The 15,227-nt window shown below is 60.5% G+C and carries 12 protein-coding genes; 10 read left to right on the top strand and 2 right to left on the bottom strand.

Annotated elements, in window-relative coordinates:
• Positions 1–48 precede the first annotated feature (48 nt).
• Positions 49–696, bottom strand: coding sequence for a hypothetical protein (locus AC5ZGW_RS39145; RefSeq protein WP_496114067.1), 648 nt, complete (start codon positions 694–696; stop codon positions 49–51).
• Positions 697–722: 26 nt separating this feature from the next.
• Positions 723–4,814: an Eco57I restriction-modification methylase domain-containing protein gene (locus tag AC5ZGW_RS39140; RefSeq protein ID WP_165435412.1), complete on the bottom strand. Its 4,092-nt coding sequence runs from the start codon at positions 4,812–4,814 to the stop codon at positions 723–725.
• A gap of 499 nt (positions 4,815–5,313) precedes the next feature.
• Between AC5ZGW_RS39140 and AC5ZGW_RS39135 the strand changes: the two genes are divergently transcribed.
• The 10 genes from AC5ZGW_RS39135 to AC5ZGW_RS39090 all read left to right on the top strand — a co-directional run bounded on the left by AC5ZGW_RS39135 (position 5,314) and on the right by AC5ZGW_RS39090 (position 15,208).
• Entirely contained in the window at positions 5,314–5,601 is a 288-nt protein-coding gene (locus tag AC5ZGW_RS39135; protein WP_130228291.1) for a hypothetical protein, read from the top strand.
• Positions 5,591–6,619: a M48 family metalloprotease gene (locus AC5ZGW_RS39130; protein ID WP_130228292.1), complete on the top strand. Its 1,029-nt coding sequence runs from the start codon at positions 5,591–5,593 to the stop codon at positions 6,617–6,619. The genes AC5ZGW_RS39135 and AC5ZGW_RS39130 overlap by 11 nt, the downstream gene beginning before the upstream one ends.
• Positions 6,603–7,217: a dCTP deaminase gene (dcd, locus tag AC5ZGW_RS39125; RefSeq protein ID WP_245474916.1), complete on the top strand. Its 615-nt coding sequence runs from the start codon at positions 6,603–6,605 to the stop codon at positions 7,215–7,217. Before AC5ZGW_RS39130 ends, dcd begins: the two co-directional genes overlap by 17 nt.
• 295 nt (positions 7,218–7,512) lie before the next feature.
• A complete protein-coding gene (locus AC5ZGW_RS39120) occupies positions 7,513–8,190 on the top strand; it encodes a DNA-binding response regulator (RefSeq protein WP_130228293.1) in 678 nt (225 codons plus the stop codon).
• A complete protein-coding gene (locus AC5ZGW_RS39115) occupies positions 8,187–8,771 on the top strand; it encodes a hypothetical protein (RefSeq protein ID WP_130228294.1) in 585 nt (194 codons plus the stop codon). Before AC5ZGW_RS39120 ends, AC5ZGW_RS39115 begins: the two co-directional genes overlap by 4 nt.
• A gap of 1 nt (position 8,772) precedes the next feature.
• Positions 8,773–12,189 carry a UvrD-helicase domain-containing protein gene (locus AC5ZGW_RS39110; RefSeq protein ID WP_130228295.1) on the top strand — a complete coding sequence of 1,139 codons (3,417 nt, stop codon included), beginning with the start codon at positions 8,773–8,775 and terminating at the stop codon, positions 12,187–12,189.
• 96 nt (positions 12,190–12,285) lie between these two features.
• The gene (locus AC5ZGW_RS39105) at positions 12,286–12,798 is read left to right on the top strand and encodes a hypothetical protein (protein ID WP_130228296.1); all 513 of its coding nucleotides are present in this window, start codon (positions 12,286–12,288) and stop codon (positions 12,796–12,798) included.
• Positions 12,791–13,288 (top strand): DUF7665 family protein, encoded by a 498-nt coding sequence (locus AC5ZGW_RS39100; RefSeq protein WP_130228297.1) that lies wholly within the window; start codon positions 12,791–12,793, stop codon positions 13,286–13,288. Before AC5ZGW_RS39105 ends, AC5ZGW_RS39100 begins: the two co-directional genes overlap by 8 nt.
• Positions 13,236–13,757: a hypothetical protein gene (locus AC5ZGW_RS39095; RefSeq protein ID WP_130228298.1), complete on the top strand. Its 522-nt coding sequence runs from the start codon at positions 13,236–13,238 to the stop codon at positions 13,755–13,757. Before AC5ZGW_RS39100 ends, AC5ZGW_RS39095 begins: the two co-directional genes overlap by 53 nt.
• A complete protein-coding gene (locus AC5ZGW_RS39090) occupies positions 13,754–15,208 on the top strand; it encodes a hypothetical protein (RefSeq protein ID WP_165435413.1) in 1,455 nt (484 codons plus the stop codon). Before AC5ZGW_RS39095 ends, AC5ZGW_RS39090 begins: the two co-directional genes overlap by 4 nt.
• The last annotated feature ends 19 nt before the right edge of the window (positions 15,209–15,227 follow it).

The following is a 15,227-nucleotide window of genomic DNA, read 5'->3' as shown; positions in this document are numbered from 1 at the left end:
GCACGAAATTACTTCGCTGTCGTCGCTATCGCCGCAACTCTGCTCTGGCTAACATAACTGTCCACGCGACCTAGAGCCGGCGGCCTCACGCAGTTCATTTTCGATTTGGCTCCAGCGTTCATTTGGAAGGCTGCGTAACGGCGCTTCAATGAGAAGATCGAGGCCCACAAACTTAGGATGATTCTTCTTCTGCAGACATAGTTTGATTCCGAACGCGATCGCTCTCAGCGGTGACGCGGTCGAATACATGACCCGTGGCTTGGCGAGCCGATCTACAAATGCACTCTCAGGCGCTGTATCGGGTAGTCCCACAAACCCTCGACCAATACCTTTTTCAGTAAGCTCCTTGCCGAGATGGTACTGCTCGCGGGATTGCGCAACCGTTACCTCGAGGCCCTGTGGCTCCGCGCTTGGCGTTTCTCGTATCCAGCAATCAGGAACCGTGTTGTTGAGCGCGAACCGAATCTCACCTTTTACTCTTACGAACTTAATATGATGTAAAACGGGGGTAACTTCATCCCGGAGCGATTTCACCGCGCCCCGCTTAGCGCGGAAGTCGGCGATCTCCGCCTGAGGCCGATCGCCTTCAAAATAATCGCGCATTCGCGCTTCGAATTCGGAGATAGGTATCCAATCGGTCAAACGGGTGAGCAGAGATGACAGACGTGGGCTGGGGAGGTTCATATTGACCACCATCTGTAGTCCGCACTCGAGATGAAAACCTAAGCGTCATCTTCGACCGGATCAGTAGTGTCAGGCGCGCCAGCGGATTGACCTGCGGGCGTCAGCGGCATGCGGGGTGGCGCCGTGCGCCACATGAGTTCTATCTCGGTGGGATTGAGGCCGTAGGCTTCGTTGACAAGCTCGGAGAGCTTACGTTCGAGTGCGAAAATCTCCGCGCGAGATCGGCGGCTAGGCTCGATCGTCGTGGCATGCTCGCGCTTCAACTCGCCTATTTCGGCGGCCGTAAGCTTGCGCTTCTTGGGCAGTCTACTAACTACGACACCAACGAAGCTCTCGGCATCCAGTGATGTGACGTCCGCCAGTGCACCTTTCGGCTTCTCGATGCCGAACGAGTGTCGCAGCCAATCGAACATTGAGGTTGAAGTAGCCATCTGCGCTTTAGTCAACTTTACCAAAGCCGCTGCTCCGTCCGCTGCAGTCTCGTGCATCGTGTCTTTCATGCGCGCGATAGGCAGGCCCTCCATTTTGAAGCCCATTGGAGACAGAGCTTCGTCCTTCATGTGGGGTAAATAGCGCCAGTTGAACCACCACATCAGAGGGGAGTTAAGAATGGCAAGCAGCGCAGCGTCGCTGCTGGTCAGGATGAATGTCTTGTTGTTGCTGAAGAGGCCATCCTCATCCAGACAATAGGACGGATAAAACTGGATTTCCTGGTAAACGATCTTCGGCTTCGCAAATTCCTGCCAGTAGTCGATGGCATCCTGGAGTTCGTACCACGCGTAGGCGCCTTCCTTCCGGCCCTGCCACTTCTCGCTATCCCGTGAGGGTTGCCAGTTAGCAGGCTTCGGCTCCAGCCGTTGGCGGTAGGCCGCTAGATGACGTTTAATGCTCGGATAGGCGTCGATGTTAATGCCACGACGTGCGAAGATCATCCATAGCCCGCGCCAGGAGGGATTCCAGCGCTGAACGTCCTGGCCTCGCAAATAGGGCTTTATGATCTCAGCGGCACTTGGATCTTCGGCAATCAGTCGATCTCGTGTCGAAGTGTCGATGAGAAAGGCATCATTAAGGCCCGTGAGAACGCCTCGATAGGGCTTAACACCCGCATACTCTGTCAGCGGGATGCCGGCTCGTCTAATCTTCTCGATCAACGCCACAACGTCCGGAGGCTCAAGAGTCCAGCTCTCCTTCGTGAAGTGCGCGCGCGGTAGCGTATACGTCGCCTTTGCGACGGCGTCATCGAGCGCCTTCTGGGGAACGTCGTCCCGCGGAATGACACAGACGCTGGTTTCTACCGGACCCGCTCCCTTGATCGGCTTTCGGACCACGATTACTGATGGAAATACATCTGCGTCGGGGAAGAATTTCTTGGCGTGTCCGAAATCGGCAACAAACTCGACCCACGCCTTATCGGCGAACATGCCTCGTAGACCCTCGGCGTAGCCGGCGCGCATCCACTTGTTGGTGACGACGTAGGAAAGCCGGCCACCAGGCTTTAGCAATCCTAGTCCCTGGTCATAAAAGTAGACATAGAGATCTGCGCTACCATCGTACGTGTCGGGATAAGCTCGCTTGAGCTGAGCTTTGTAGGAACGGATAAGCTCTTGACGGACGTAAGGGGGATTGCCGATCACCGTGTCGAACCCGCCATGAAGTTCGGCATCTCCCCAATTGCTCCAGACACCTGGGTAGGCGACCTGCCAGTTTTGGAAGCGTTCTGACCGGATAACCTCACGTGCTTGGTTGAGAATATGGGCAAAGCGTTCGGCTTCCGCGCGAACGCCTGCGTCCAACTGAGCGAGAATGTCTTTCGATTGTTTGTGCCCGTCGCCAACATCGCTCGGACCGAGGACAAGCCGCCCGCGGCCGATTTCGACGGGATCGCCGTATTGGCCATCAAGCCAAGCGCGGACGGCGGTTTCGTCTCTCTTGTCAAGCTTCAACCAATCGAGGGCGTACAGGATCTTGATAAATGTGTTGAGCGGACGGGTCTCCTGCTCGATGCCATCGAATAGCGTCCTTGACTGATGGACCTCGGCGATATCGATATCGTTAACCCGCTCGAGTTTTTGCATTGCGAGCGCTTGCGCCATCGCTTTCTGCATTGGCTCATTGATCAGCAGTTGCCCTCCCCACTTGGTCAAACGATCGGTCGCTTCGTGCATCCAGAAGCCGAATAGCGAATTACCGCACCGCAGATGGTGATCGAGGAAGGATAGTGGCGCCCCCACGGTAAAGGTGTGCAGCCATAGTGCGACTTTGGCCAGCTCCACTGCCATGGGGTTTTTGTCAACGCCGTAGATGCACCGCTTGAGAATGGTCCGGCGAACGATGTGGCGGTCGTCCAGATGCTCGAGCACGAACGGCCACTTGTGGATGGTCGCCTGGCGAATGATATCAGTCCGGGTTTGCTCGATGCTGGCAAGGACCGGCGACCGATAAGGTTTATCTGACCAATCGACGATGAGCTCAGCCTCAGCAATGGCGGCCAACGCCTTGTCGGCAAGCCAATCGACGAGGTTCACAAGGAAATGTCCTGAGCCCATCGATGGGTCGCAAATCTTCAGCTCTAGAATGCCGAGGGCGGGGTCGAAGCCCTGCAGCATAGCAAGACGGGCTTCGATGGGCCGCTTGTCCTGAGCGAGTTTGGCCGCCTCCATGCGAAAAGTGGTGAGCCTTTCCTCGACGAACGGACCGACAGCCTTGTCGATTATGAGCGACACCAGGCTATCGGGTGTGTAGTAGCTACCTGACTCGTGCCGCGCGGTGTCATCGGCATCGACGAGAACCGTGCCACTTTCTGCATCATATCGCAGGCCGTATTCCAGCGTGCGCTCATAAATGGTGCCAAGCTGTTGAACTGTCAGGTCGCGGTAGTTGATGTAGCGCGGCGCGCCCTCATCTTCCTGACGGTGCGAGAGCTTGAAGACAATGCTGGCTGCGACGGCGTCAGGAAGTTCGATGCGATCGAGTATCGGTGCGCTGTCCTTTGCGAAGAGTCCTCCGTTGTATGGAGGAACGCCAAGCGCATCATCGCCTGTCGCAATAGCTTGAAATACGGCGCGGAGCTTTGGCCAATACGTCGCGAGCGTCGCGGAGAATGTCTGCCCTTGCGCAATTCGTTTGGCGATGTCGCCCCGCATCGTCGTGAGCGAATACGATTTGTAGGGCTCCTGGCTGTCGGGCAGTAGGTCACGATCTTCAGCGTAGACCACGAACAGCAACCGATAGAGCAAAATCAGCGCGTTTTGGCGAACGTTTTCGAGGTAGGTCGAATCGATGACTTCCGGTCGTTCGCGATCGTTTCGGTGCAGTGCCGCGACGAGGCTTGGATAGAGCTCGCGGAAAACAAGGCGGGAAAGGTCGCGCGTTACGTTGGCTTCCCACTCCTTGCCTTCCTCGCGCGCGATATCGTGGAATGTTCGTACGCCGTCAAGCGGCAAAAATGCCTGTTTACGGAACAGCAGCACGAAAAGCTTCAACGCGTGAGCAGGCGTTAGGCGCTCATCAGCACGCTCAACGAGATCGCGCTCATGGCCAGGCAGTTCAAGCGCCTTGGCGAGGTCAATCTCGAAGAAGTCTTCAGATACGGAGAGGGCGCCCTGCCAGTAAAGGCGCCATTTTTCGCCGTTGGTGAGGATGCCAAGCCGCACCTTACCCGATGTCTGGACGTCGACGCGGCTGAGATACTGCAGCATCTGCGTGGAGGGCACTCCATCCTCGCCTAGATCGCGCTTGTCTGAGCGATCCAGCGCCCTGCGCCAACGCTTGGCCTCTCCGATGGCAAGACCGTGCTGGTAGCGCTTCCACTGATCCTTCTCCCCGACAGCGCGATCTCGCGAAGCTTTGTCGGCGAACAGGAGGGCGTCAGGCACCTGTTTGCGTCCCTTTGTAGAAAGCGTTTGCTGGACCTCGACATCAGTCCAACCAAGCAGCTCCAGCACTGGATAGATCAGCGTTTTCTCGGTCTGGGCCTCGTTGGGATTGTTAATGGCAAGCAGGCTTTTGGCGTGCTTCGATATGGCGGTCTTAAGGGCGGCTAGTTCGCCGTCGGCGAGCGTCCTCCAAGGCTCGCTGCGCGCAATACCCTCGAGCAGGTAATCGCGCGTGAAGAGATTGCCGGAAATCATGAATCGAGCCCCTATTGAGACCCCAATTATGCCGGGATAGTTACTCTGACGAAAGCGTAAGCTCTTGTGTGCACGTACATTTCCCGCTGGAAATGCGAACGGCAGCTTCGGGTCGTTGGGATCCCCGCAGGCCGGCTGCCATATGGGCATTTGACTCGTGCTACATTCAGGGTCTGCTCGATGGTGTCGAATTCAGGCAGGCCGCGTACGCAGTTGACCGCGAGTTTCGCAGGGCGGCGCTCACTCGCTTCCTCTGCAACGCCGTCGGCGGGCCCGTCGCAGACGCCGAGCAAGAGTGTGCCTTGCGGCTTGAGTTCGAAGGCAACCCGCGTGGTCGGCTGCCAGTCCTGCAACTTTGGATTTTATTCTGACCAGAAGTGGAGTAGTTGTTAACAAACTGTTGACGCCTGCTGCCTGATGATTCATCAATGAAAGATTCGGTCTATCGATTCATAAGGGCTATAGGATGCTCGCAGCAGTCCCTACGAACGAGTCAAGAATGCTCGAATTGTTCGGCCTTGCTCTCCGTCTCGTGAGCGACCGAGGATCGGTGTCGCCGCAGCTAGCTGCGCACTTCGATACGGTGTTGCGCCAAGCAAAGGACCTCGCGAAAGATCCGTCGCAAGTCCAGGGGCAGATTTCCCCTCAAGCCGTTCAGTTGGCTCGACGCTTGCGCGAGGTGTCCGCGCTCCGGGATGCCGTCGATCCCATTTCCGATATTGCATCGGTGACGCCGGCGGTGGCGTCTACGATCCTAAGCTCTCTGGGGGAAGGCGTTGCGCCCTAGGATCGATCTGTTTCTCGTTCGAGACAGCCTGAGAGATTACCTAGAAACCACTTACTTCAGTGGCAAGCTTCATACCTTCACCGCTCGACTGATCGAAGCGATCGAATACGTGCTCGACAATCAGAGTTCGCTCAACCCTGATGTCGTGAGAGACTTTTCATACCATGCACTTACGGCAAATCGGTACCTTGCCGGCAGCACCACGAAGGAATCTCCTTACGAACTCGAATATTGCCTGCGAGCCGTGCTTCGCAAATGGTCCAAGCGGGACTGCTTGATCACGACGGCTCTTACGGACGGGCGGGATTTTCACTTTTACCCCGTCGATCCATGGGACTTCGTCAAAACGGCGCTTCCGAATTTTGACGCCAAGGGCTTCGACGCTCCGCTGGTTCAACTCGGTGTTCCGCGCATCTACAGCCACAAGCCGCTCTTCTGCGTCCCGCTCTATCATGAGCTCGGGCACTTCGTGGATATCTCGAACAGCGTCGTCGATCTGAGCGTGCTTGTCGCGCCAGCCGCAATGCCTTCCGCGCTTTCGCATCGCCGGGAGCATTTCGCGGATTTGTTCGCAGCGGCCTATGTCGGCGAGAGCAGCACACGAGCCTTGGAAACCATCGCTCCCAATCATCCGACGACCAACACGCACCCGGCTACTGCGGACCGTGTCGCGATGGTGCGAGAATTCCTGAACGGTCGATCGACGCCGCTGATCGCGTTGCTTCAGAGCTGTCTTGCTCAACTCGGACTGCCGACGCTCAAGATCGAATACACTTCTCCGGTCATTCGTGATGCGTTCGACGACATCCGGACGTTTCGGCTCGGCTCGGAAAGCGAGCTGCACGGCCTGTTTGATTCAGCCTGGAAGTATTTCGAGGATGCATTGGACAAGAAGGCACCGTCATGGGCCTCCGGTATGACCGATGCCGAGATCGAGCGGATAGTGAACGATCTGACGGAGAAATCGATCCGGAATAAGTCGATACGGGAGAGGTGGTCCAGTGGCGCTGCTCCATAAATCCGAGATTCAGGCGCGGATGTCGCAGAAGGGCGACACGGCGCTGTTCATCGATCCGCTATTGGAGGACTCGCAGATCGGCGAAGTGACCGTCGATATGAGACTTGGATGCGATTTCTATGTATCAATCCTCACGCGCCGCCCGTACATCAGCACCGTGAAGTCGGATCCGTCGTTCCGCGGCATCAGTTCGTACTTCCAGACGACGCGCCGTGAATTCGGGGACAGCTTCATCCTGTATCCGGGTCAGCTCGCTCTGACGACGACGCTGGAATACGTCGGTTTGCCCGCGGACGTTCACGCGGATGTCCTGACCCGGAGCAGCTACACCCGACTGGGAATCCATCTCAACACGATGATCCAGCCAGGCTATCGGGGCTGTTTTCCGATCGAACTCTTCAACGAAAGCAACAATCCCGTCGAGCTGATCGTGGGAAGCCGCGTTTTTCAGGCGCGACTGTTCTCCGTTCCGTTCAAGTCGGATTATCGCGCGGCTTCCAGAAAATATCTAGGCAACGTGCGACCCATGCCGTCGCGCGCTGCGGACGATCCGGATTTGGAGCGCCTGGTGCGGATTCGGGAGAAGCGCGCTCCTTAGGACCAGCGCCTGGTCGTCCATCGAACGCGGCTGCTCGACCGGCGATTGTTCAAGGCCCGAGCCACGGCATCGGCGGCCGCCTGTAGGTAAGCACAAAGTCCGCATTGCACGGCTCCGATTCCGCCTCTATACGCGAGCATCACGCCAGTTTGGCAATTCCCGGTAGTTGCGCATGCCTCGCCCACTTCGCAAGACCAAACGAGACGGAACGTTGTATCGGAGACGACCGGAGATCGAGGCGTCCCTGGACGGACTGCTCGCGCAACCCCGGGCTTTGCTCGTCGATCGATGCTCCGTGACGGATCCGGCGAAGCCGGAATATCTCCCCTCGGAAAGCCTGCTCCACCTGGTCAGGGAAGCCAAGTTCGACAATTCCGACGACCATTTCGAAGCGCTCTATCGGGAGCTCAGGCGGCGCGTCTTGGCACGGCTGCCGCGACCTGAAGTCGGGCGGACGGCGGAAGGAAAGCCGCTGGAGTCTCAGACTAAAGTCGATGCCGTCGATGCCGTCATGGACTGGTTCCAAGAGCTTTTGATGCTGGATCGTCAAGGCTACGAAGAACGGCTCGACTATTTGGAGGTCAACTTCGATCATGCGGTGGCGGCGGCCCGGTCGACGGCGAAGCGGGGTGCTTGGCGTCACGAAAACCGGTCGGTTCCCATGACCTACGACGACGAGACAAGCGAATTGAATGCGGAGATCGAAGAGGCCGCCGCGGCGCAGAATCCGATTTCGGAGTCGAAACTTGACGATCCTGGTTACCGGTCGAGACTCTATGCTGCGATTGAACGCTTACCGGAGCCTCAACGCTTAGTGATGGGACTGCTGCTCAAGGGTTATCCGATCGAATCGAAGGAGACCGGGGTCCGCGACATCGTCAGCATTCTCGGATGCACCGAGAAGACCGTACGTAATCGCAGAGACAGAGCGTTCGAGGTGCTCCGGCAGGCACTCAACGAGGAAGAGACATGACTACCTTGAAACCGGAAATGCCGTTGGAGGAGGTGCTCCTCGCATTCTCCGTGGAGCCCGCACATGACAGATCGACGCTCGATCATTACCTGGCTCTTTACCCTCAATACACCGCGGATCTGATCGATTTGTCGCTCGACCTCTGCATCGAAGGCCGAGGAATCTCCAAGGCCGTTGAGGACGAAGACACCTTTCAACTCGCCTTGAAGCAGTTGCGGGGCGCCGGCACGGCCGTGGCCCGCAGCCCCGCGAATCCCTTCGACGCGTTCCGGGGAGCTTCCTTCGTAGCGTTGGCGGACGGATTGCGAGTTCCGAGGTCGGTACTCATCGCGTTTCGGGATCGCCTCGTGGTCGCGTCCTCCGTGCCGCAGCTCTTTCTGGTTCGGATCGCTCGTGCCGTTCAGATGACCGTCGCTGATCTGCTCGCCTACCTCGCCCTGCCGCCGGCGGCGGCTGGCGCCGTGAACTACAAGGCGGATGACAAGCCGGCTTCGTCGGAGAAGGTGACGTTCGAGGCGCTCCTCGATTCGTCCGGCATCAGCCCCGAGCAAAAGGCGGACATCTACACGTCGTCCGAGTAGCATGGATTCGATCGAGCTTGCGCGTCAGACTGCGGAACGGCTCCATTCGGAAGCCGTCGAGTGCGGCGCCGACCCCTGGAAGCCCTACGAATTCGCGATCGCTGAGGCGAAGAAGCGCGGCATCGTCGTCGAGAAGCTGCCGAAGGGCGACGTCCGGCTGCGCGGCGCCCTCGCGTTGTGGGATCCCGATGCGCTGACCGTGCTGCACGAGGACGCCGGCGACGATTTCGGAAACGCTTTCCTTGTCGGTCATGAATTGGGGCACGTCGAACTCGGCGGGGCGAGCGAGGAAAACCTCTCGCTCGCGGCCGATCCTTCGCGGCCTGCGGAGGCGGCCCCGGTCGGCGTCGACCGGGTGATCGATTACGGTCGGCGCGAGCGTCGCGAAGTCCAGATGGACTTGTTCGGCCGCGAATTTCTTCTTCCCCGATCTGTCGCCCGGCGGCTCCATGTCGAAGAAGGTATGACCGCGTCCGCCATCGCGTCGCGGCTGGGAGCTCCGTTCGGCGTCGTGGCGCAGCAGTTGTTGGACGGTCTGCTCCTGCCCGCCGTGACCGTCGACACGCGTCCGCGCGAAGAAAAGCCGCTCAACGACGAACAGAAGGCGGCGGCGCAGCATTGGGGGTCTCCTTTTCTACTTGAGGCAGGGCCGGGTACCGGCAAGACGCAGACCCTCGTGGGAAGGGTCGAATGGTTGCTCGACGTCAAGAAGGTGCCAGCAGACGAGATTCTCGTGCTCACTTTCTCCAACAAGGCTGCCGGAGAGCTTGCGGATCGGATCGCCGCGAAGCAGCCGCGGGCCGCGGCGGCGATGTGGATAGGCACCTTCCACTCGTTCGGGCTGGACATCATTCGCCGGTTCTACGAGCGCCTGGACCTGCCACCGAACCCCCGCATGATGGATCGCACGGAGGCCATCGATCTGCTGTCCGACCGGTTTCCTCGGCTCGATCTGACGCACTATCAGAACCTCTGGGATCCTTCGTTCGAGATCAGCGATATCCTCGCTGCGATTTCGCGCGCAAAGGACGAGGTTGTCGATGCAACCCGCTATGCCCGATTCGCCGATGACATGTTCGCCCCGGAGTCTCCCCCGGAGCAGATCGAGGCGGCGGAGAAGTGCAGGGAGGTCGCCAAGGTCTACGCTTTCTACGAGGCGTTGAAGAGCGAACGGAAATGCTTAGACTTCGGCGACCTGGTGTCCATGCCTGTGAGGCTTGTCGAATCCGACGGCGAGGTCCTGCAGCACCTCCGCGGACGGCACCGCCATATCCTGGTGGATGAATTCCAGGACGTGAACCGCGCCAGCGTGCGCCTGCTCAAGGCGATCGCCGGCGATGGAGCGAACCTGTGGGTGGTCGGCGATGCCAAGCAATCCATCTACCGGTTTCGCGGCGCTTCCTCCGTGAACGTCGCGCGATTCGGCAAGGAGGATTTCGCCGGGGCGAAGCGCGGCAGATTGAAGGTCAACTATCGGTCCACCGAAGAGATCGTCGATACCTTCGTCGAGTTCGCCAGCCGGGACATGAGGGCCGCCGCGGGCGACGAGGTGGGTCTAAAGGCTGAGCGCGGGCCCTCCGGCGTCAAACCGGAATATAGAGCGGTCGACGTAGCGTCCGACGAGATCGAGGCCGTCGCCGAGGCGATTGCCGAGAGCAGGGCTGCCGGCATTTCCTACCGGGATCAGGCGGTGCTCTGCACGGGAAACGAGCGACTTGGGCGGCTCGCTTCCGGATTGGAGAGCCTCGGCGTTCCGGTGCTCTACCTGGGAAGCCTATTCGAGCGGGATGAAATCCAGGAGCTGCTGTCCTTGCTCTCGATGCTGACGGACCGCCGCGCCATGGGTCTCGTCCGCGTGGCGACCATGCCGGAATTCCGCATGGACCTTGCGGACGTCGGCGCAGTCATTCAGCATCTGAAGACCGCCGATGACCAGCCGCTCGATTGGCTCGAGCGGATCGTCGACATTCCGGGCCTGTCGTCCGCCGGCCAGGAAGCGCTCGCGAAGCTTCGCCTTGCATTGGATGGATTCAACTCCAAGTCCGATCCTTGGTCCGTGATTGCGAAGTTTCTGCTCGACCGGACGACAATCGCGGCGGAAATTTCGGCGTCCGATCGGATTTCGGTCAGGGCTCGCGGCGTTGCCATCTGGCAGTTCATGAATTTCGCAAGGTCTCAACCGGCTGCGGCCGGGTTGCCGGCACGCCGCCTTCTCGATCGCATCCGGCGTCTGGTCCTGCTCTCGGACGAGCGGGATCTCCGCGAATTGCCGGCCGCGGCGCAGGGCATCGATGCCGTAAGACTCATGACGATCCACGGCAGCAAGGGCCTGGAGTTTCGGACGGTCCACATCCCGGGCATGAACGCCGACACGCTCCCCAGGTCGCCCAATCACGTAAGGGGGTGTCCGCCGCCCGACGGCATGGTGGAAGGAGGTCAAGGCACGGGTCTCGACGTCCTTAAGGCGGGCCACGTCGAGGAGCAGGAATGTCTGTTCTTCGTGGCGCTGTCGAGAGCCCGAGACCGTCTTCTCCTGTACTCGCCGACAAGCACGGCTAACGGAAGAGCGCGAACTCGGTCTACCTTCGTCGATAGGCTTGGCGGCACGATCGAGAGCGGATCGGTCGATCCTCGCGCCTCGCTTCCTGCCCCGCCGGATGATCTTCCCGTTCCTCTAGGATTTCCGGCCGGAATTCTGCTCACGGACCACAAGCTGGGGCTGTTCGAACGTTGTCCGAGGCGTTTTCTCTACACGCATGTGCTCGACGTCGGCGGAAGACGGACCGAAACGCCCTTCATGCGGATGCACGGAGCGGTGCGCACGGTAGTCGAGGGGCTAATCCAGGATGCGTCGACCGCCCCGTCGCCCGCCGAACTCGACGATCGACTTGCGGACGCCTGGGATCTGCAAGGTCTCGACGACCAAGGCTATTCGGGCGACTTCGAGCGCGTCGCCAGGCAGCTTGTCGAGTTCTTCGTCAGATCCCGATCGGGATACGGCAACCTACCGCTCGCTGAAATGCGTTTGGTCGTGCCTGGCGGCGAGATCGTCGTCAGACCCGACGACGTCCTGACCTCCCGGGAGGGGCGCACGCATGTGCGGTCGGTTCGGACCGGACATGCGGGGTCCAAGGACCTAGAGTCGATCTCGACCGCCGTTTTCGCATTGGCGGCGCAGGGCAGTTTCCCGGGCTGCACCGTCGAGCTGGTCCACTTGAGCGACGCCGCCGTCAAGGCGGTTTCGATGAAGACAAAGACGCTGGCCGCCAGGAAGGGCGCCGCGGCCGCAGCTTTCGGCGAGATCCGGGGCGGCCGGTTCCCCAGGAAGGAATCGGTCCGGACTTGCCCCCGCTGCCCGGCTTTCTTCATCTGCGGCCCAGTGCCAGGGGGAACTCTGGAGAAGAAATTCGAAAAATAATCGGTCGCGCCGTTACCGGTTGGCCGAAGTCGCTCCGATTGACCTGTTGAAGGCGGCCCACAGGGGGACGTCGCAACGGTATCGGAGATTAATTCCATGAATTCCCACAACAATCAGTCGGTGGAGGGGGGCCTCATCGAAGAGGCGGTCCACGTCGAAGTCGAAATCGAGGATCGCATTGAGGTCTTGACCTTGCCCGTGAGCGGCGAGGTCGAGCTGGTCGAGGTGATCCGCGAAAAGCTCGAGATCGGCGAGGATTTCCATTTCTTCGAGCGCGGTCGCGACGAGCCGTTCAAGCATCACGATCGCGGCCGCAAGCACGTCCGCGTGGTCGCCCACCGCTGTCACGAGGTGAAACTCGAGGTCCGCTTCGAGCAGCATTCCAAGCCGCACCATTTCAAGCCCTCGACCACGGTGTTCAAGGCGCTGCAGTGGGCGGTCAGCAAGCACGCCTATAATCTTGATCCGACCAATGCGGCGAAGGCGAACCTGATCCTCCCCGACGCCGACGCGCCGTTGCCGCGCGAGGACGTGCTCGGCAAGTACGTCAAGCCGGGCCACTGCACGCTGGTGGTCGACCTGACGCTCAAGGACTTTAGCAATGGCTGAGGAGACGAAGTCCGCCTCCCAGCGCTCGCTGGAAGATCAACTCGGCTCCGTCCGCTTTCAGGCCGGAGCCGAGGAAGGCCGCTGGACGATCCTGCGCTACGCCTATCCGACCCTCGAGGTCGAGGTCACCGCCACCGACCCCTTCGGCGGCCGTACGGCGAGCTTTCAGTTTCAACTCGTGTGCGACAACTTTCCGGCGCTGGGCCCATTTGTCCAGCTTTGGAATCATGCGACCCGATCTCGACCGGCGCCGCCGGCCAACAGTTCGCCCGGGGTGGCCGATGCCTTGAAGCATTGGGAGCACCTTCCCGGTCAACACGGCGGCATCTACCGCGCATGGCAGCGTCACGCCGCCGCCCACAACGCCTGGGCTGCGAAGAGGCCCGACGAAGCCTGGCGGCGCGACCGCCACCTCACCTTCATCATGGAGAATCTCTATGCGCTCGTTGCTGAACACGCTGCTTGGCTGGCTCGGTCTAGCGCCGCCTAGGCTGCGGTGCCGGCGCAAAGTCTGGGACGCCGGCGTCGTCGAGCTGGAACGCCGCACGTTGAACGGCCGACGCGAAAGCGGCGCCTACTTGCTTGGAAACCACCGGCCGGACGGCAGTCGGGAGATTTCGGAGTTCGTCTTCTATGACGACATCGACCCGGCCGCGCTTGCGACCGGTATCGTGACCATCCGTCAGACCGCGTTGCCGCGGCTGTGGGAGGTCTGCCGGTCTCGAGGGATGGGCGTCGTCGCCGACGTGCATGTTCATCCGCATGGCTACGGCCAGAGCGACTCGGACCAGGCCAATCCCGTCATTCCGCGCGTCGGGCATCTCGCGCTTATCCTGCCGAATTTCGCGCGCGGGCGCCCGGTGCCGGGCTCGATTGGCATGTACGAGTTCCTGGGCGCCGGCAGGTGGGCTTCGCATAGCTCCGAGGGCGCGCGTTTCTTCAAGTTAGAGGGCCGATGATGACGAAGTATTGGAAGCGCTCGCGCATCACCAAGGCGTTCGCCGACGCCTCGCGGGTCGGATCGTTTGCGGAAGCGGAAGCGCGCCTGGATTCCATCAGGCTTGAAATCGTCGTCGGCGACGACCAGATCGGGACGCCGGCCGGACAGGCGGCGGCGCTCACGGCGGTAGCGACCGCCAAGAAATGCTTTGGCAGCGTCACCATCGTCGCCAACAAGGACGTCGCGCTGGTCGCGGAACTACCGATCGGCAAATCGGTGCTTGCGGCCGCCCGGCGGCTTGGTGCGCGACGGGCGGATGCGCAGAGTCCCAGGGCGACACACCGTATCTGCATCGGCGACGTGCCGGCCACCGCTGTCTGGACCGTCGTCTGCTGGTGGAATCGATGGTTGGCGGGCACGCGTGCGTTCACGGACGACGCCATCGGCGATTCGCGCCTTGCACTCGCGGGCACGTTCGCCGGCGCGCTCGCGGTCAGGCAGGTATTCGCCTGCGCCGTCGCCGGTCGCAACGTCCTTCCGCGCGACGAGACGGTATCGTTGTGGTCTCCCTGGACGGAGGCCAAGCACGAAGAAGCCGGTCCTGAGCGTTTCGACGTGCCGGACAAGCTCTGGCTGCTCGGGCTTGGCCACCTTGGTCAGGCCTTCGTATGGAATCTCTGTCTGCTCGGCAGTTCAGGAGAGAGACTTGCGGTGCTGCAGGACGATCAACTCGTCGGAGAGGAGAACGAGGCGACGAGCCTGCTGGTGTTGCCGGGGGGCCGACAGCTCGGCCGCAAAAAGGCCAGAGCTGCCTCCGCCTGGCTCGAAGCAAGCGGCTGGCGGACGGACATCATCGAACGACGACATTTCGGCGACATCGCCGTGACGAAGGACGACCCGCCCTACCTCGTGTCGGGACTGGACAAGGTCGAGCCGAGACTCGTTCTCGCCAAACATGGATTTCCCTACATGATCGATGCCGGCATCGGGCACGGGCCGGGGGATTTCGAGGGGATTCAGATCAGGACGATCGCGAAGGGCCAGGCGATCGATGGGCTCTGGGGCGTGGCAACGGCTGGCGCCGCAAGCAGGGCGGAGACGCTCCAGGACAGTCCGGCGTATCGGGAGCTGGAGCAGCACATCGGCCGCTGCGGAACGTTCGAATTCGCCGAAGCCAGCGTGGCGGTGCCATTCGTGGGAGCGGCGACCGGGGCGCTGACGTTGGCCCAAATCATCCGGCTGGCTTCGCTCGAGACAGTACCCGCACTGTTTCAGATGGAGCTGGGCGCTCCGCAGATGGTGACGTCGGCTGCGATGTTTCCGTCGCCGAAAACCAATCTCGGCAGCTACGAGTATCGGCTCGTAGCTGCGCGCGACTCGATCAGCCGTGATGCGGGGGATGAGTCAAACTGCGGCGCCGGAGACGACCCGGTATCCACAGCGGCAGCGAAAAGACTGGTTAATCCGTGAAGGCGGCGTCAACGTAGGC

Source organism: Bradyrhizobium sp. Crot121 (assembly GCF_059512385.1).
Note: the sequence above shows the minus strand (reverse complement) of the source record. Positions and strands in the feature narration are given on the sequence as shown.

Bases quoted from the DNA above. Each gene is read 5' to 3' on its own strand.
- AC5ZGW_RS39145 (WP_496114067.1), bottom strand. From the start codon at position 696: ATGGTGGTCAATATGAACCTCCCCAGCCCACGTCTGTCATCTCTGCTC.
- AC5ZGW_RS39140 (WP_165435412.1), bottom strand. From the start codon at position 4,814: ATGATTTCCGGCAATCTCTTCACGCGCGATTACCTGCTCGAGGGTATT.
- AC5ZGW_RS39135 (WP_130228291.1), top strand. From the start codon at position 5,314: ATGCTCGAATTGTTCGGCCTTGCTCTCCGTCTCGTGAGCGACCGAGGA.
- AC5ZGW_RS39115 (WP_130228294.1), top strand. From the start codon at position 8,187: ATGACTACCTTGAAACCGGAAATGCCGTTGGAGGAGGTGCTCCTCGCA.
- AC5ZGW_RS39110 (WP_130228295.1), top strand. From the start codon at position 8,773: ATGGATTCGATCGAGCTTGCGCGTCAGACTGCGGAACGGCTCCATTCG.
- AC5ZGW_RS39105 (WP_130228296.1), top strand. From the start codon at position 12,286: ATGAATTCCCACAACAATCAGTCGGTGGAGGGGGGCCTCATCGAAGAG.
- AC5ZGW_RS39100 (WP_130228297.1), top strand. From the start codon at position 12,791: ATGGCTGAGGAGACGAAGTCCGCCTCCCAGCGCTCGCTGGAAGATCAA.
- AC5ZGW_RS39095 (WP_130228298.1), top strand. From the start codon at position 13,236: ATGCGCTCGTTGCTGAACACGCTGCTTGGCTGGCTCGGTCTAGCGCCG.
- AC5ZGW_RS39090 (WP_165435413.1), top strand. From the start codon at position 13,754: ATGATGACGAAGTATTGGAAGCGCTCGCGCATCACCAAGGCGTTCGCC.